The organism is Rhizobium sp. BR 249 (genome assembly GCF_047445895.1).
Taxonomy (GTDB): Bacteria; Pseudomonadota; Alphaproteobacteria; order Rhizobiales; family Rhizobiaceae; genus Rhizobium.
In genome coordinates this window covers 17,520-32,705 of record NZ_JARWKX010000013.1, presented here as the reverse complement: position 1 = coordinate 32,705, position 15,186 = coordinate 17,520, and the positions used below count along the sequence as shown (strand labels likewise).

Below are 15,186 nucleotides of genomic sequence, written 5' to 3'. Positions count from 1 at the left end.
GTCTCCGGTTGCTATTAAGAATTAATTGCAGTTCGAGATCGCAACCTGCTCATATGGTTTGCAAGACACGGCCCCCGGTTCCTCCATATTCTGCAATTGCGAATGAATTGCAATAAAAAATTCAACGAGGAGGATTGGCCGCCGAACATCAAATCGGCCCGCTGTCGCAAAACAGCAGGCCTCCCAAGCGAATCTCCGCCGCAATGGTTCACGCAAAGCAGGCGGCCGCGGAGGTTTCCAGACGCTCCGCAGCCGGCCCGATCGGTGAGGCTATTCCTTCACCGCGCCTGTCATCGAGGACACGTAGTAGTCGACGAAGAAGGAGTAGAGGATGACGACAGGCAGGGAGCCGAACAGTGCGCCCGCCATCAGCGATCCCCATTCGAAGACGTCGCCGCGCACCAGTTCCGTGAGGACGCCGACCGGAATGGTCTTGTTCTCCGAGGACTGGATGAATGTCAGCGCGTAGATGAATTCGTTCCAGGAGAGCGTGAAGGCGAAGATGCCGGCCGAGATCAGGCCCGGCACTGCAAGCGGCAGGATGATCTTGACGAGGATCTGCCAGCGGTTGGCGCCGTCCACCAGCGCGCTTTCTTCGAGCTCGAACGGGATCGAGCGGAAATAGCCCATCAGCAGCCATGTGCAGAAGGGAATGAGGAAGGTGGGATAGGTGAAGATCAGCGCAAGGCGCGAGTCGTAGATCCCGAGCTTGAAGACGATGAAGGCGAGCGGGATGAAGAGGATCGACGGCGGAATGAGATAGGCGAGAAAGATGACGAGGCCGATCTGGCGCGAGCCGGTAAAGCGCACGCGCTCGATCGCATAGGCGCCGAACACCGAGGCCACCAGCGACAGCGCCGTGGAGCCCACGGCCACCAGCATCGTGTTCCACAGCCAGCCGGGATAGGATGTCTCCAGGAACAGGTATTTGATGTGCTCGAGCGTCGGCCCGACCACCCAGAAGGGGCTGTAATTGTTGTAGTCCGTCAGCTGCTCGTTCGGCTTCACGGCGGTGATCGCCATCCAGTAGAAGGGAAAGAGCAGCACGAAGACGAAGACCGCCATCGGCAGGTAGAGCATCACCACGCGCCGCGGCAGGCGGTTCAGGTAGCTCATGCCCTCGGCATTGTCTGTCAGGACCTCATCGGCCGTTTTGAGATTGGTCGACATGGCTTGCTCCTTAATCCTGTCCGCCCTGCTGCCATTTGCGGCGTTGCAGACCGAAGAAACTGAACATGATGGCGCCGAGCAGGAAGGGTATCATGGCGACGGCGATGGCCGCGCCCTCTCCGAGCTGCCCGCCCGGAATGCCGCGCTGGAAGGAGAGTGTGGCCATCAGATGCGTGGCGTTGACGGGCCCGCCCTTGGTCAGCACGTAGATCAGCTGGAAATCCGTGAAGGTGAAGAGCACCGAGAAGGTCATGACGACGGCAATGATCGGCGTCAGCATCGGCAGCGTCACATAACGGAAGCGCTGCCAGCTCGTCGCGCCGTCGAGCGAGGCCGCCTCCTGCAGCGAGGCCGGGATGGTCTGCAGGCCGGCGAGCAGCGAGATCGCCACGAACGGAATGCCGCGCCAGACATTGGCGACGATGACCGAGATGCGGGCATTGGTGGGATCGCCGAGGAAGTTGATCGGCGCGCTGATCAGCCCGAGCTTCATCAGCGACCAGGAGACGATCGAGAACTGGGAATCGTAGATCCACCAGAAGGCCAGCGCCGAAAGCACCGTCGGCACCACCCAGGGGAGCAGCACGATCGCCCGGAAGAAGGATTTGAACGGAAGGTGCTGGTTCAGAAGCAGCGCCAGCCACAGGCCGAGCGCGAATTTCAGAGCCGAGGCGATGACGGTGTAGAGAATGGTGTTGAAGACCGACAGCCAGAAAACCGCGTCGTCGGCCAGGAACTGATAGTTCTCCAGGCCGATGAAGATGCCGTCCCGGCCGATCCGCGTGTCGGTAAAGCCAAGCCAGACGCCGAGCCCCAGGGGATAGGTGAGGAAGCAGACGAGAAACACCGCGGCCGGCAGCATGAAGAGGAAGCCGAGCACATTGTTGTTCTGCAGGAGCGAGGGGCCGCGCGTATCCCCGGATTTCAAGGTCGACATTGCTTGTCTCCAGATTGCATTCAATTCTGATGCATGTCGCCCGGAAGTGTGCAGCGGTTCCGGGACAACGACATGCATAAAAACAAGGAACTAAAGCGCGGCGCATGGATCAAAATCTGATGTGACGCGCTTTAGAGAACTTTGCGGCATGCCGGAAAGGCATGCCGCATGTCTCGGCTCCGGATCAGACGCGGTAGTAGCGGTTTGCCCGGCGTTCGGCTTCCTTCATCGCGTCCTCGGGCGATTTCTGGCCGGTGACGGCGGCGGCATACATGTCGACCAGCACGTAGTCGGCCATGGTCGCTGCCGAGGCGTAGCCGAGCGGGCCGGCATAACCGTTCGGGCGCAGCTTTTCCGAGGCGCGCGCATAGGGTGCGTGCACCGGGTCGGCGGTCCAGATCGGGTTCTTGGCGAAGGCCTTGAGGGGCTGGCAGCAATAGGCGCTGGAGCCCTGGATCCAGGCATTCATCTGGTCGGCTTCCATCATGAACTTGATGTAGGCCTTGGCGGCTTCCGGATATTTGCTGTGCTTGAAGAGCAGCAGCGAGCTCGTCTGGCAAAGCTCGACGCTCTTGCCGACCGGTCCGATCGGGAAGTTCGTCGTGCGGATGTCCTTGGCGATCTCGGCAAGCTTCGGATCGTTCTTGGCCGTGTAATAGACCGAGACGCCGTTGGCGATCAGCGATACCTGGCCGGCCAGGAAGGCGCGGTTGTTGTTGACGTCCTGCCAGCTTTCCGTGCCCGGAATGAAGGTCGCGTAGAGTTCCTTGGCATAGTTGATCGAAGCCAGCGTCTCGGGGCTGTTGATCGTCACCGTGCCGCCTTCGTCGACCATTTTGCCGCCATGGCTCCAGAGCAGCCAATGGGCGTAGTTGTTGCCGTCGCCGACCGCCTTGCCGTGCGGGAAGCCGGCGGGCGTGCCCTTTGTCTTCATCGCCTTGCAGAGTTCGAGGAAGCCTGCGGTATCGTTCGGGAATTCGTTGAAACCGGCCGCCTTCACATGGCTGTCGCGATAGACGACGGCATTGCCGATCGCCGTCAGCGGCATGGCGATGAACTTGTCATCGCGTGTGGCGTAGCCTTTCACGCCGTCGTACCAGCCCTCGTACTTGTTGCCGAGATAGTTGCCGAGTTCGGTGAGATCGACCAGCTTGTCCGGATATTGGTGCGCGTCGTCGAACCAGCACATGATGAGGTCGGGGCCGGAGCCGACATTGGCGGCAACGGCGGCCTTCGGACGGATGTCCTCCCAGCTCTCCTTGTCGATGCGCACTTCCACACCGGTCGCTTCGGTGAACTTCTTGGTATTGGCGATCCAGGCTTCCTCATCGCCCTTTACGAAAGGCGTCCAGCGCAGGAGCCGCAGGCTTGCGCCGCTTTCCGGCGTATAGGTCGGTTCGGCTTGCGCGAAAGAGGGCTTGATGCCGAGGCCGGCGACACCGGCAACGGCTGCCGATGCAGCAAGAAATTCACGTCTCTTGATCGTCATGAGATTCCTCCTCATTGAAACAGCGGGAGCAATTCCCCGGCGTTCACCTCCCGCTTGGTGAACGGCGGCCTGGCATTCGCGAAACAGGAGCGTGCGCCCCGGTGGAGAACTCGCCCCTCGAATGCTTGCGCTCCGGCGGAATGGGAGACTCCTCCTCTCCCGTCACCCCGCCGGATGGCGTCAGTCGCTCAATCTCTTGCCGCCTTCGGCGTCGAAGAGATGGACATGCTTGGCGTCGATCGCCACGCGGATGGCTTCGCCCGGCCGCGCGTCGACACGCTCGCGGAAGACGCAGCTGACATCGCTGCCGCCGAGGCGGACGGTCAGATGCGTCTCATAGCCGGTCGGTTCGATCACCACGATCTCGGCCGGCACGCCGTTCGGGTCGAGCGAGATATATTCGGGGCGCAGCCCGTAAACGAGATCGCGGCCGATGGCGCTCGCCGGCGGATTGGCGACCGGCAGCCGCGTGCCGTTGGCGGCGACGAACTGGCCGGGATTATCAGGATCGAGCCTGCCGTGGATCATGTTCATCGCCGGCGAGCCGATGAAGCCGCCGACGAAGAGATTGGCGGGGCGGTCGTAAAGCTCGAGCGGGCTGCCGATCTGTTCGACGATGCCGTCATGCATGACGACGATCTTGTCGGCCATCGTCATCGCCTCGATCTGGTCATGGGTGACGTAGACGGTCGTCGTCTTCAGGCGCTGATGCAGTTCCTTGATCTCGGCGCGCATGGCAACGCGCAGTTTCGCATCGAGGTTGGAGAGCGGCTCGTCGAACAGGAAGACCTCAGGATTGCGCACGATGGCCCGGCCCATGGCGACGCGCTGGCGCTGGCCGCCGGAAAGCTGGCGCGGATAACGGTCGAGCAGCTTGTCGAGGCCGAGAATGCCGGCGGCATATTTCACCCGTTTTTCGGCTTCCGCCTTCGGCGCCTTGTTGAGCATGAGCGAGAAGCCCATGTTCTGCTCCACCGTCATATGCGGATAGAGCGCATAATTCTGGAACACCATGGCAATGTCGCGGTCCTTCGGCGGCAGCGTGTTGACGACACGCCCGCCGATCTTGATCTCGCCGCCGGAAATATTCTCGAGCCCGGCCAGCATCCGCAGAAGCGTGGACTTGCCGCAGCCCGAGGGGCCGACGAGGATGACGAATTCCCCATCGGCGATATCGATATCCACCCCCTTGATGACAGGATGAACACCGAACGATTTCCGGACATCCGCGAATTGAACGTTTGCCATACTCCCTCCTCCCAGATCATGAGCACTGCATATATGTCGTTTCGGCCGGTGCGCCGGCCGGTCTTCTCACCCTCGCCCGACGAAGGGCATTTTCGTTGCCATCACGGTCATGGTCAGCACGTTGGCGCTGAGCGGCAGGCTGGCCATGTAGACGACCGCGTCGGCAATATGCGCAGCGTCGATCGTCGGCTCCACGGCGACGCTGCCGTTCGCCTGCATCACGCCTGATGCCATCCTCGTCGTCATGTCGCTCGCCGCATTGCCGATATCGATCTGGCCGCAGGCGATGTCGAATTCACGCCCGTCGAGAGCGGTGGATTTTGTCAGGCCCGTAATGGCGTGTTTCGTCGCCGTATAGGGTGCGGAATTCGGCCGCGGCGTGGTCGCCGAGATGGAGCCGTTGTTGATGATGCGCCCGCCCCTCGGGCTCTGGCTCTTCATCAGCCGGAAAGCCTGCTGGGTGCAGAGAAAGGCGCCGGTGAGGTTGGCCGCGACGATGGCGCTCCACTGCTCGAAGGAAACCTCTTCGAGAGCCACACCCGGCACGCCGACGCCGGCATTGTTGACCAGGAGGTCGAGCCGCCCGTATTTGTCCGAGATCGCGTCGAAGAGAGCCCGCACGGAAGCGGGATCGCCGACATCGGCGGGAACCGCTGAGAATTCCGCGCCCGTCTCGCCGCTAAGCTCCGTGACTGCCTTTTCGAGCACGTCGGCGCGACGACCCGATATGACGACCGTGTAGCCGGCAGCGCCGAGCGCTTTTGACATGGCGCGGCCGACGCCGGTGCCGCCGCCGGTCACGAGCGCGATCTTTGCCTCTCCGCCCGCCGATGCGCTCATGCGATCCTCCCACCGAGTTCATCCTCGATATGTACTTTCAGGATCTCGTCGAAGCTCGTCTCCGCCGTAAAGCCGAGCGAGGCCGCTCTCGTCGCATCGAACTGGGTCGGCCAGCCGGCGACGATGCGTTCGATCGCGGGATCGGGCACTGGCTTGATGAGGGCGACCGCCTTGTCGCCGGCCACCCGGCGCAGGGCTTCGATCTGTTCGGAGACCAGCGCGGAAAGGCCGGGCATGGTGAGGTTGCGGCGCGCGCCGATCCTCGCCGTATCGATCGTCGCGGCATGGACGAAGAAGCCGACGGCCGCGCGCGGGCTGGCAAACCAGTGCCGGACGCTGTCGCTGACCGGCAATATCGCTTCCTTGCCGACCAGCGGCTCGCGCAGGATGTTGGAGAAGAAGCCGGATGCGGCCTTGTTCGGCGCGCCGGGACGCACGCAGATGGTCGGCAGCCGGATGCCGATGCCGTCGAAGATGCCGCGGCGGGAATAGTCGGCGAGCAGCAGTTCGGCGATCGCCTTCTGGGTGCCGTAGCTCGTCAGCGGCGTGGTGAAGAATTCGTCCGGAATGACCTCCGGGAACGGCGTGCCGAAGACGGCGATCGAGGAGGCGAAGACGACGCGCGGCACATAATCGCTCTTGAGGCCGAGCTGGCGGATCGCATCGAACAGCGCGCGCGTGCCGTCGAGATTGACGGCGTAACCCTTGTCGAAATCCGCCTCCGCTTCGCCCGAAACGATAGCGGCAAGATGGAAGATCAGATCCGGGCGGCTTTCGATCAGCCTGTCGGCGGCGCCTGCGCCGGCAAGATCGACCGTCATCGCCGTGGAGATGGGGCGGAGCGCTTCCGGCACCGGCGGCTGAAAGGCGTCCACCAGCGTCAGGCGGGTGACGGGCCGGCCGAAGCTCAGCGGCTCACGCGCGATCTTTTCGACCAGCTTGCGGCCGACCATGCCGGCCGCGCCCAAAATCATCACATGCATGTCGGCTCTTCCTCCCGTCGGCCGGTGTCGTCAGTCAAGTTCGCGCCGCTGGCGCATTGCCTTTGCGTCTTCGCATATAGGGCAGAAGATCACGCCGGCAGGATGCGCATCGTCTCCTTCGCCGATTGGCTCTCGCGGCGACCTGGAGCGAACACGATCCGGTTGTGTCCGGTCGAATTCAGGCATATTTGCAACCTGCGGGTCAAGCCACCTTGCATGACGGCCTAGCCTTCCATGCCGGGCAACGTGGCGCCGCATTTGCGCGCCAGGATCTTCGCCACCGCCGCATCGTCCTCACGGCCGAGCCCCGCCTGCGAGGCTTCGACGAAAAGTTCCAGCGCGGTCGCCGCAAGCGGCGTCACGCCGCCGGTCCGCTCTGCCTCCGACCGGACGATGCCGAGATCCTTGACGAAAATATCGACCGCCGAGCGCGGCGTGTAATCGCCGGCGACGATGTGTTCGCCGCGGTTTTCGAACATCCAGGACGAGCCGGCCGAAACGCGCAGGACATCGTAGAGCGTCTTGAGGTCGATGCCGGTCTTGGCCGCGAGCGTCATGGCTTCCGCGGTGGCGGCGATGTGGACGCCGGCCAGGAGCTGGTTGATCATCTTGACCTGGGAGCCGGGGCCGGGCCGGTCGCCGAGCCGGAAGACCTTGGCCGATACGGCGTCGAGTGCCGCACCGGCGCGCGCGAAAGCCTCGTCCGTCCCCGAAGCCATGACGGTGATCTCGCCGGAGAGCGCCTTGACGTGGCCTCCCGAAACCGGCGCGTCGACGACCAGCATGCCGGCCGCCTGCAGGCGCTCGGAAATGGAGATCGTGGCACTGGGCGCCATGGTGGTGCAGAGCAGGAAGACGGTGCCTGCGGTCGCCGTTTCCAGCGCGCCTTGCGGCCCGAACAGCACATGTTCGACCTGGGCGTGATTGACGACATAGACGAAGACGCTCTCGGCGCCCTGGGCTGCCGCGGCCGGCGTGTCGCAGGCCTTGCCGCCCGCTTCGGAAAAGCGTTGCAGCACGTCCTGTCGGACGTCGCATCCGCTGACGGCAAAGCCTGCCCTCAGAAGCGAGAGGGCGGCACCCCAGCCCATCGAGCCGAGGCCGATGACCGTTGCTTTCCTGCTGTCCTGCACGGCTCTTCTCCTCGCACCATACAAGTTTTCGGCGGCGTTATCGATACCGGTATCGGTAACAAGCCTTATTTTTATCAGTTATGTCAAGTGGCGGTCGTCTTCCTTTTCACTGGAAAAAGCTTATGACTCTGTCGTTGCCGGTATGCGGCAATGCGAGGACAGGGGCGACCGCGATGCGCAAATCCACATTGGAAGAGGTTGCCGCTGCGGCCGGCGTCAGCAAGATGACGGCATCGCGCGCGCTTCGCGGCGCAGCCGACGTTTCCAAGGAAACCCGCGAGAAAGTGCTGCTGGAGGCCGAGCGGCTGAGCTATGTCGGCAACCGGCTGGCGCTCTCGCTGTCATCGCAGCGCACCAACCTCGTCGCCGTCGTCGTTCCCAGCATGTCGAACATCGTCTTTCCCGAGATGCTGGCCGGCATTTCCGCCGGGCTGCAGGGCTCCGGCATGCAGGCGGTCTTCGGCATTTCAGATTACGACATGGGCAAGGAGCGCGAGATCATCCGCGACATGCTCTCCTGGCGGCCCGCCGCCATCCTCGTCACCGGCCTCGACCAGCCGGCCGATACGGTCAGGATGCTCCAGCATGCCGATATCCCCGTCATCCAGCTGATGGACCTCGACGGCACGCCCGTCGATTTCAACGTCGGGCTTTCCCATGGCAAAGCGGGAGAGGAAATGGCGGCTGCGCTGCTGGCGGCCGGGCGGCGGCGGTTCGGCTATATCGGCAGCGCGCTCGACAGGGACTTGCGCGCCGTCAAGCGGAAAGCCGGTTTCGAAAAAGTGCTGCGCGAAAGCGGCTTTTCCTTCGTATACGAGCAGATCGACGATGCCTATTCCTCCATCGCGCACGGCAAGGAGCTCACCCTGGCGATGCTGGCGGCGACCCGCGATCTCGACTGCATCTATTATGCCAGCGACGACATGGCGACCGGCGGCGCCTTCGCCTGTCTGGAACTCGGCGTTTCCTGCCCCGGCGACATCCTGATCGCCGGCTTCAACGGGCTCGAAGTCGCCCGCGCCCTGCCGATCAGGATCGCAACCTCGATCTCGCCGCGCCGCCAGATGGGCGAAGCCGCCGCCGCACTTCTGCTTTCCGCAAGCCGGGGCGATGGAAACATGCCCTCCGAGAAGATCATCGCCTTCCGTCCGCAGATCATCGGGGTCGATTAGAACTTCATGGCCGGTTCAGGGCGTCCGCCCGAGCTGCTTGACGAGATCCGCCAGCATTGCCGACTGGCCCTTGAGGATCTTGGTCTCGGCCTCCGCAATGGAAAACCATCCCGCTCGGTCGGCCTCGGGGAAATTTTGGAGACGGCCCGATCTCGGAGGCCATTCCAGCTGGAATTCCGAACTTCGTATGTTCTCGACATCGAGCGCCGGGTCCGCTTTGACGGCCCAGACGACCACGATTTTTCCGCCGGGTTGGCGATATTCTCCGAGCGGAGCGAAGTCTCCCGAAATGTCGAAGCCGAGCTCCTCCCGCGTCTCGCGGATCGCCGCAGACAGCTCGTCTTCGCCTGGCTCGACCAGCCCCTTGGGGATCGACCACGCGCGCTCGTCCTTCTTCGCCCAGAACGGGCCGCCGGGATGCACGAGCAGGACTTCCAGCCTCGTCTCGAAACGGCGGTAGGCGAGAAGTCCGGCGCTACGGACCGGCATTGGCGGCTCCTGGAAAGGTGGTGGGCTCTCTGCGACAGAGGGCCGACGTGGCGCCGGCCCTCTTCGTTTCGAACTTCGGTTGCGTTAGCTACGCGCAGCCGGCCCCGAGGTTCCGGTGCCGAGCTTGCCAACCAGCCTGCTGATGGCGCCGGTGCGGCTGGCGGTCACCGCCTTGCCGCCACGGCGCTTCCTGATCTCCACCGTGAATGGCTTGCGGATCCTGGACTTCATGCCCAAAATCTCCTTAAGCCACCTGACGTTCAGCTTCGATCTGAAGAGGCGCCTGTTGAAAGGAGCCGTCTCCAATGGCGATCTTGCGCGGCTTCATCGCTTCGGGAACGTCCCGTTTCAGCGTGACGGAGAGCAGACCGTGCTTCAGCGACGCGTTCTCGACGCGAACATGATCGGCGAGCTCGAAGCGGCGCTCGAAGGCTCTGCCGGCAATGCCGCGATGCAGATATTCGCCTTCCTTCTCCTCGGCCTTGTGACCCTTCACGACGAGCAGGTTGCGCTCTTGCGTGATGTCGAGATCGGCATCGGCGTAGCCGGCGACCGCCATCGTGATGCAATATTCGTCCTCGCCCTTCTTGACGATGTCGTAGGGCGGCCAGGCGTCGATGGCCTGCAGGCGCTGGGCGTTGTTGAGGAGATTGAAGACACGGTCGAAGCCAATGCTGGACCGGTAGAGTGGTGCGAAGTCGAAGTCGTTTCTCATAGCCAAATCCTCCTTAAAGCGAGATGACTGGAGACGCTTGGAAAACTTGCGTCTCCCATGATCGGCCCCCGTTGGGCTGCCGACACAGATGATCTGGTTTTGCAGATTTTCAGGTTCAAGAGGGATTCAAAAATTTTTTGAAGGGCGCTTCGGATTGTTTTGGAGTTACGCGTTTGAGCGTCGATCGGCGGGCCGCCGGCCAGTCTTCGACAACTTTCGGCGCGGTGGCGCGTTAGTGATGCGATCACGTCGACGCGCGGAGAATAGCATGCCCAAGGGATTTCGTTTCGAGCTGCTTGCCAAGAGCGGTTATATTGCGCGCGGCGTCGTCTTCCTGCTGGTGGCGGGTCTCGCGCTCTTTTCCGGCATCGCCGGCGGCCGGCCGGAAACCAAGTCCGCGCTGGCGACGCTTCTGGGGCAGCCTTTCGGCCGCGCCTGGGTGGGGCTGATCGGCATCGGGCTTCTCGGTTTCGTCGCCTGGCGGCTGGCGCAATCGCTCGCCGACAGCGACGGCCATGGCAGCGATGCCAAGGCCGTCGCCATCCGCACGGTTCTTTTCGGCAGCGCCGTCACCTATCTCGGGCTCGCCGGATATGCGCTCGGGCACGCTCTTTTCAGCGGCGGCGGCGGTGAAGGCTCGGGCGAGAAGGGATTGGCCGAGTGGATCATGTCGCAGCCCTTCGGCGCGTACCTCGCGATCGCGGTCGGGTTCGGCTTCATCATCGGCGGCGTCGTGACCGCGGCCAAGGGCATTACCCGAAGGTTCGAGCGTTACCTCAGGCTCGCCGACGGCAGCGGCGTCGTGACGCTGATCTGTATCTACGGCCTCGTCGCGCGCGGCGTCGTCTTCGCAATCACGGGAATCTTCTTTGCCTATGCGGGTTTTCGCGTCGATCCGCAGCAGGCGGGCAGCATGGCCGACGCGCTGGAATGGGTGAGGCAGCTTCCTTTCGGCTCCGTTCTCTACATCGCCGTCGCGGCCGGGCTGGCGGCCTTCGGCATCTACAATCTCGTCGAGGCGCGCTACCGCATCGTCCGCGGCCCGTCGCTCGGCGACCTCAAGCATTCGATCCCCAAGCCTGGCCACTAACGGAGCTCCGGGGTGTCCAACGGCACAAAGCGCCCCATCTCTGTCGGATGATCTATTTCACCAGCGACACCCACTTTGCCGACCCACGCATCCTCAGGATCGATCGGCGTCCCTTTCCCGACATGGCCTCTCATGACGTTACCCTGATCCAGAACTGGAACGAGGTCGTCGGGCCGGAGGACGATATCTGGCACCTCGGCGATTTCATGTCCTTTCGCGGCGGCGACTGCGATCAGCTTCTTTCGATGCTGAATGGGCGAAAGCACCTCATCATCGGCAACAACGATCCGGAAACGACGACTGAGGCGACGGGGTGGACGAGCGTCCAGCACTACAGCGAAATGACGCTCGACGATCACCTGCTCGTCCTCTGCCACTATCCGTTCCGCACCTGGAACAAGATAGGCAAGAAATCGCTCAACCTGCATGGGCATTCCCATGGCCGCCTGAAGCCCCTGCCCCGCCAATACGATGTCGGCGTCGATGCGCAGGGCCTGCGGCCGGTGTCGCTGGAAACGCTCCTGTCTGCGAAGCGGCCGCCCGCATGAGGGAAGATCCGAGGGAACCGTCGACGCCTGCCGAGGTTTGGACGTGTTTCCCCAACAAAGGAGCTTACCGATGTTCATGCGCGTGGATCAATTGCAGGCGGAATTGCCGGCCCCGAAGGCAGCGGACCCAAATGCGGCGGCGGCCTTGCAGGAGCTGCTCGGCGGCAAATACGGCGAGATGTCGACGCTCGGCAACTACATGTTCCAAAGCTTCAATTTCCGCTCCAAATCAAAGCTTCGGCCATTCTACAGCCTGGTCGCCAGCATCACCGCGGAAGAACTCGGTCATGTCGAGCTGGTCAGCAACGGCGTCGCCATGCTTGCCAACGGCCCGGACAAGCCGGACGGCGACGCGGGCAATGGCGGCGACATCTCGGGCGCGCCGTTCGAGGACATGACGGATATCCGCCTTGCCGCAAGCTTCCTGTCGGGCGGCGGCGGCGCGATGCCGGTCAACAGCAACGGCGCCTCTTGGAATAACGATTTCATCACCACCACGGGCAATATCGTCTTCGATCTCCTGCACAATTTCCATCTGGAATGCGGGGCCAGGCTTCACAAGCTCAGGGTTTACGAGACGGTCACCGATCCGACGGGGCGCGAGGTCTGCGGCTACCTGCTCGTGCGCGGCTCGGTGCATGCGCATGCCTATGCGCTTGCCTTGAAGAAGATCACCGGCGTCGAGATCGAGAAATTCCTGCCCTGCCCCAACATTCCGCTCGCCAATATTCCGGAGGCGCAGAAATATCTCGACGAGGGATCGCATCGCCGCCTCTACACCTGGAGCCCGAACGACTACAAGGAAATCGCCGGCATCTGGAGCAATGACGAGGTAGCACTTCCCGACGATCCGCCGGGCGAACTCGAAGTCGTCGAAGGCATGCCGGAGGGCGGCAAGATCCACCAGCTCGTCGGCGTCCCATCCGCCTTCACGCCGGATTACGCTCCGGAAGAGATGTTCGAGATCGCGCAGAAGCTCTACCAGAAGTCCCGCTGAGCTTACGGCGGCCGGGGGATTTCGCCTCAGCGAGCCTGTCTTCGCTCGCGCGAGCGCGCCGTCCGCCGCGCCTCCCTGAGTTCTTCGATGGTCGGCTGCCACCAGCCCCGCTTGCGCTCATTTTCGCCCGCCACGGTCTTCACAGGCCATGTATGGATGAGCTCGTTCAGCGTCGGCGGCCGCCATGTCGCCCAGATGTGTTCATGTCCGGCATCGGGATAAAACTCGGCAACCGGATCGGGATCGATGATCTCGCCGGTAACGCCTGTCACGACGACGATCCCGTAAGCAGCGGTCGCCACCGGCCGTTCCAGCGGCGGAAGATTGCCGGCCGGCACCGGCAGGCGGCGCCGCCGCCTCTCGGCCGACCGGCGCCTCGCCTTCGCCTCGTCCTCGCTGCCCTTGCGCGCCTCGGTACGTTTGCGGCGCTCTTCCGGTTCGGCCCGTTTCGCCGCCGCCTCGATCGCGTCCCAGCGGTGCTGAAGTTCGTCATAGGAGGCGAAGGGAACCTCCCAGGCGCGCAGCTCGCCGTTCCATCTGGCGAAGGGCACTTGGCGAAGTTCGTCGACGACCCTTCGCGAATAGGGTGTGCGGATGCGAAAGCCGGTCTTGATGACGTCGAGATAGGGGCTGAGGATCGGCTCGAAGGCATAGGCGTCCCGCCCCTTCTCGGCGGCAAATACATCCGCCCGCGCGGCTTCGCGGGCAAGCCAGCACTCGATGCGCCGCCGCGCCGTCTTGCCCGGAACCGTCCATGCCCGAAGCGTGTCGCTCCAGCGCGCGCGGGGGAAGGTCTCGCGAAAGCGCTGAACGGTCATCCTGTCGAAGGGAAACGAAACCGTCTCGACAGGCGCTTCGCCGTCTTCGCTCGTTGGAACGTCATCCATGTTCATCAGATAGAAACGAACACCTCCCCAAGGAGTTGCCGACCGTAACCAGACGATACGATGCGCTGGCGGCTTGCTGGGCCGCAGGGGCGGATCTACCTGTGATGGGATCGGAGGTTGAAGGAAGGTCGATGAAAAGCGTCGAGCTGCAGAACGAGATGTCGAACTGGTTCCGGTCGCTGGAGCCCGTCCAGCCGATCGAAATGCCCGGCCTATGGAAAGGTGAAGGTATTCCGTCGGGCCATCCGCTCGACGGCGTGCTCGAAAATCTCGGCTGGTTCGGTAAGCGTTTCCATGCGGGTATGCGCGCCGATGCCCTGCTCTTTCAGTGGCGGCCGGGTCGGCTGGTGGCGATCGAGCCCGGCTTCTTCCCGATCGGTCTTGCGATCAAGGCAGCGCCGTTCGGGCGGACGGCGATCGCCCGCAGCTGGTTCTCCTATCTGCAGAAGGCATGCCGCGCGAGAGGAACGACGGCGGCCTTGAAGCTCCAGACCGAGGAGGATGCCGCGACGGCCGCGATGATCTACGACAGGCAGCCGATCGTCGATTACTTCCGCCGGATCGACGGGGAAGAGCTGGCCGGCATGATGTGCGTGAGAGGTGACATCAGGCGCTACTTCTTCAAGCTCCGCAGGGTTGACGCCGCCTCGCCGGAGAGCGACACTTGAGGGAGGGAACAATCTGCCAGGCCAATCTGTTGTAACCGCACGCAACCTCGGGGGATATCATGCGTGCCGCCCTGATCGCCGCTTTGCTGTCGTTTTCCTCGCTGCCTGCCGATGCGCAGGCGCAGGAGTCCGCTTTCCTGCAGTCTCTCGGAGGCGATTGGAGCGGGACGGGAATGGTGCTGACCAAGATCGGCGGCACGAACTTCAACGTCTCCTGCACCTTGAGATCCGACGCCGGCCAATCCGCCGTGTCGATGAACGGGAAATGCCGTGGGCTCGCGGTTTTCGTCAGGACCTTCTCGGCCAACGTCAAGGCATCGGGACAGCGTTACAGCGGCAATTACATCGGCCCGTCGGGACAGCCGTCCAGGCTCATCGGCAGCAGGCAGGGCAACAGGCTCAACCTCAATGTCACCTGGGCGAGGGTCGTCAATGGCGATCGGAACGCCACCCTGATGATCGAGAAGGTCGGGCAGGACCGTCTCCAGCTGCAGACCGTCGACAAGGATCTGGTTTCAGGCCGATCCGTCGTCACGAGCCGCATCGACCTGCAACGCCCCTCCGCGGCAGAGAAGTAGGGATAGAGATTCCGGAGCGGCATTTGATCCGCCTGCCCCGGATGATCTCAATGCCTGCTCGTCTTGTGGTCGCCGCGGTCGCCTTCGCCTGATTTCGCGTCGGTCTTTGCCTTGCGCCGTTTGTCCGCGGACAACGAGCGGCCGACGTCGTCGGACTCCTTGAAACGGCCCTGATCGTCGCGTCTGACGTAACGCTTGTCGGTGCCGGTGTCTATGAGCTCACGTTTGGACATGATCGTCTC

The 15,186-nt window shown here is 63.1% G+C and carries 18 protein-coding genes; 6 read left to right on the top strand and 12 right to left on the bottom strand.

Annotated elements, in window-relative coordinates; translation table 11 throughout:
- Nucleotides 1-270: 270 nt before the first annotated feature.
- The 7 genes from QD408_RS14030 to ltnD form a co-directional block, all read right to left on the bottom strand.
- Entirely contained in the window at nt 271-1,170 is a 900-nt protein-coding gene (locus QD408_RS14030; protein WP_414139710.1) for a carbohydrate ABC transporter permease, read from the bottom strand.
- A gap of 10 nt (nt 1,171-1,180) precedes the next feature.
- Nucleotides 1,181-2,107: a carbohydrate ABC transporter permease gene (locus QD408_RS14025; RefSeq protein ID WP_088681473.1), complete on the bottom strand. Its 927-nt coding sequence runs from the start codon at nt 2,105-2,107 to the stop codon at nt 1,181-1,183.
- A gap of 184 nt (nt 2,108-2,291) precedes the next feature.
- Nucleotides 2,292-3,596: an ABC transporter substrate-binding protein gene (locus QD408_RS14020; RefSeq protein ID WP_414139709.1), complete on the bottom strand. Its 1,305-nt coding sequence runs from the start codon at nt 3,594-3,596 to the stop codon at nt 2,292-2,294.
- A gap of 180 nt (nt 3,597-3,776) precedes the next feature.
- Nucleotides 3,777-4,844: an ABC transporter ATP-binding protein gene (locus QD408_RS14015; protein WP_414139708.1), complete on the bottom strand. Its 1,068-nt coding sequence runs from the start codon at nt 4,842-4,844 to the stop codon at nt 3,777-3,779.
- Nucleotides 4,845-4,910: 66 nt separating this feature from the next.
- Nucleotides 4,911-5,684: an SDR family oxidoreductase gene (locus tag QD408_RS14010; protein WP_414139707.1), complete on the bottom strand. Its 774-nt coding sequence runs from the start codon at nt 5,682-5,684 to the stop codon at nt 4,911-4,913.
- Nucleotides 5,681-6,667 carry a D-erythronate dehydrogenase gene (gene denD, locus QD408_RS14005; RefSeq protein ID WP_414139706.1) on the bottom strand — a complete coding sequence of 329 codons (987 nt, stop codon included), beginning with the start codon at nt 6,665-6,667 and terminating at the stop codon, nt 5,681-5,683. The genes QD408_RS14010 and denD overlap by 4 nt, the downstream gene beginning before the upstream one ends.
- A gap of 224 nt (nt 6,668-6,891) precedes the next feature.
- Nucleotides 6,892-7,800 carry an L-threonate dehydrogenase gene (ltnD, locus tag QD408_RS14000; protein ID WP_414139705.1) on the bottom strand — a complete coding sequence of 303 codons (909 nt, stop codon included), beginning with the start codon at nt 7,798-7,800 and terminating at the stop codon, nt 6,892-6,894.
- Between the two features lie 173 nt (nt 7,801-7,973).
- Here ltnD and QD408_RS13995 point away from each other — a divergent pair, with 173 nt between their 5' ends.
- Nucleotides 7,974-8,972 (top strand): LacI family DNA-binding transcriptional regulator, encoded by a 999-nt coding sequence (locus tag QD408_RS13995; protein WP_414139795.1) that lies wholly within the window; start codon nt 7,974-7,976, stop codon nt 8,970-8,972.
- A 15-nt stretch (nt 8,973-8,987) separates the two neighbouring features.
- On the opposite strand, the gene QD408_RS13990 is transcribed toward QD408_RS13995, so the two are convergent.
- From QD408_RS13990 to QD408_RS13980, 3 genes are all read right to left on the bottom strand, one after another.
- Nucleotides 8,988-9,461, bottom strand: coding sequence for an NUDIX domain-containing protein (locus QD408_RS13990; protein WP_088681467.1), 474 nt, complete (start codon nt 9,459-9,461; stop codon nt 8,988-8,990).
- An 84-nt stretch (nt 9,462-9,545) separates the two neighbouring features.
- Nucleotides 9,546-9,692, bottom strand: a complete 147-nt coding sequence (locus QD408_RS13985) for a hypothetical protein (RefSeq protein ID WP_414139704.1) — start codon at nt 9,690-9,692, stop codon at nt 9,546-9,548.
- A 13-nt stretch (nt 9,693-9,705) separates the two neighbouring features.
- Entirely contained in the window at nt 9,706-10,176 is a 471-nt protein-coding gene (locus QD408_RS13980; protein ID WP_088681466.1) for an Hsp20 family protein, read from the bottom strand.
- 268 nt (nt 10,177-10,444) lie between these two features.
- On the opposite strand from QD408_RS13980, the gene QD408_RS13975 reads away from it, so the two are divergent.
- The 3 genes from QD408_RS13975 to QD408_RS13965 all read left to right on the top strand — a co-directional run bounded on the left by QD408_RS13975 (nt 10,445) and on the right by QD408_RS13965 (nt 12,811).
- On the top strand, nt 10,445-11,266 hold the full coding sequence (locus tag QD408_RS13975) for a DUF1206 domain-containing protein (RefSeq protein WP_088681465.1): 822 nt from the start codon (nt 10,445-10,447) through the stop codon (nt 11,264-11,266).
- A 47-nt stretch (nt 11,267-11,313) separates the two neighbouring features.
- Complete coding sequence (locus QD408_RS13970) at nt 11,314-11,814, top strand: metallophosphoesterase family protein (protein WP_414139703.1); 501 nt, start codon at nt 11,314-11,316, stop codon at nt 11,812-11,814.
- A gap of 70 nt (nt 11,815-11,884) precedes the next feature.
- Nucleotides 11,885-12,811, top strand: coding sequence for a manganese catalase family protein (locus tag QD408_RS13965; RefSeq protein ID WP_088681463.1), 927 nt, complete (start codon nt 11,885-11,887; stop codon nt 12,809-12,811).
- A 26-nt stretch (nt 12,812-12,837) separates the two neighbouring features.
- On the opposite strand, the gene QD408_RS13960 is transcribed toward QD408_RS13965, so the two are convergent.
- The gene (locus tag QD408_RS13960; RefSeq protein ID WP_414139794.1) at nt 12,838-13,698 is read right to left on the bottom strand and encodes a hypothetical protein; all 861 of its coding nucleotides are present in this window, start codon (nt 13,696-13,698) and stop codon (nt 12,838-12,840) included.
- A 131-nt stretch (nt 13,699-13,829) separates the two neighbouring features.
- Here QD408_RS13960 and QD408_RS13955 point away from each other — a divergent pair, with 131 nt between their 5' ends.
- Complete coding sequence (locus tag QD408_RS13955) at nt 13,830-14,366, top strand: GXWXG domain-containing protein (RefSeq protein ID WP_414139702.1); 537 nt, start codon at nt 13,830-13,832, stop codon at nt 14,364-14,366.
- Nucleotides 14,367-14,425: 59 nt separating this feature from the next.
- Nucleotides 14,426-14,944 carry a hypothetical protein gene (locus QD408_RS13950; RefSeq protein WP_414139701.1) on the top strand — a complete coding sequence of 173 codons (519 nt, stop codon included), beginning with the start codon at nt 14,426-14,428 and terminating at the stop codon, nt 14,942-14,944.
- A gap of 47 nt (nt 14,945-14,991) precedes the next feature.
- Here QD408_RS13950 and QD408_RS13945 read toward each other — a convergent pair whose 3' ends face one another.
- The gene (locus tag QD408_RS13945; RefSeq protein ID WP_088681460.1) at nt 14,992-15,177 is read right to left on the bottom strand and encodes a hypothetical protein; all 186 of its coding nucleotides are present in this window, start codon (nt 15,175-15,177) and stop codon (nt 14,992-14,994) included.
- Nucleotides 15,178-15,186: the final 9 nt, after the last annotated feature.

Coding starts and splice junctions, on each gene's coding strand:
- QD408_RS13955 (WP_414139702.1), top strand. CDS start 13,830: ATGAAAAGCGTCGAGCTGCAGAACGAGATGTCGAACTGGTTCCGGTCG.
- QD408_RS13990 (WP_088681467.1), bottom strand. CDS start 9,461: ATGCCGGTCCGTAGCGCCGGACTTCTCGCCTACCGCCGTTTCGAGACG.
- QD408_RS13980 (WP_088681466.1), bottom strand. CDS start 10,176: ATGAGAAACGACTTCGACTTCGCACCACTCTACCGGTCCAGCATTGGC.
- QD408_RS13945 (WP_088681460.1), bottom strand. CDS start 15,177: ATGTCCAAACGTGAGCTCATAGACACCGGCACCGACAAGCGTTACGTC.
- QD408_RS13950 (WP_414139701.1), top strand. CDS start 14,426: ATGCGTGCCGCCCTGATCGCCGCTTTGCTGTCGTTTTCCTCGCTGCCT.
- QD408_RS13970 (WP_414139703.1), top strand. CDS start 11,314: ATGATCTATTTCACCAGCGACACCCACTTTGCCGACCCACGCATCCTC.
- QD408_RS14030 (WP_414139710.1), bottom strand. CDS start 1,170: ATGTCGACCAATCTCAAAACGGCCGATGAGGTCCTGACAGACAATGCC.
- QD408_RS13960 (WP_414139794.1), bottom strand. CDS start 13,698: ATGGATGACGTTCCAACGAGCGAAGACGGCGAAGCGCCTGTCGAGACG.
- QD408_RS14025 (WP_088681473.1), bottom strand. CDS start 2,107: ATGTCGACCTTGAAATCCGGGGATACGCGCGGCCCCTCGCTCCTGCAG.
- QD408_RS13965 (WP_088681463.1), top strand. CDS start 11,885: ATGTTCATGCGCGTGGATCAATTGCAGGCGGAATTGCCGGCCCCGAAG.
- QD408_RS13985 (WP_414139704.1), bottom strand. CDS start 9,692: ATGAAGTCCAGGATCCGCAAGCCATTCACGGTGGAGATCAGGAAGCGC.
- QD408_RS13975 (WP_088681465.1), top strand. CDS start 10,445: ATGCCCAAGGGATTTCGTTTCGAGCTGCTTGCCAAGAGCGGTTATATT.
- QD408_RS13995 (WP_414139795.1), top strand. CDS start 7,974: ATGCGCAAATCCACATTGGAAGAGGTTGCCGCTGCGGCCGGCGTCAGC.
- QD408_RS14015 (WP_414139708.1), bottom strand. CDS start 4,844: ATGGCAAACGTTCAATTCGCGGATGTCCGGAAATCGTTCGGTGTTCAT.
- QD408_RS14010 (WP_414139707.1), bottom strand. CDS start 5,684: ATGAGCGCATCGGCGGGCGGAGAGGCAAAGATCGCGCTCGTGACCGGC.
- QD408_RS14020 (WP_414139709.1), bottom strand. CDS start 3,596: ATGACGATCAAGAGACGTGAATTTCTTGCTGCATCGGCAGCCGTTGCC.
- denD (WP_414139706.1), bottom strand. CDS start 6,667: ATGCATGTGATGATTTTGGGCGCGGCCGGCATGGTCGGCCGCAAGCTG.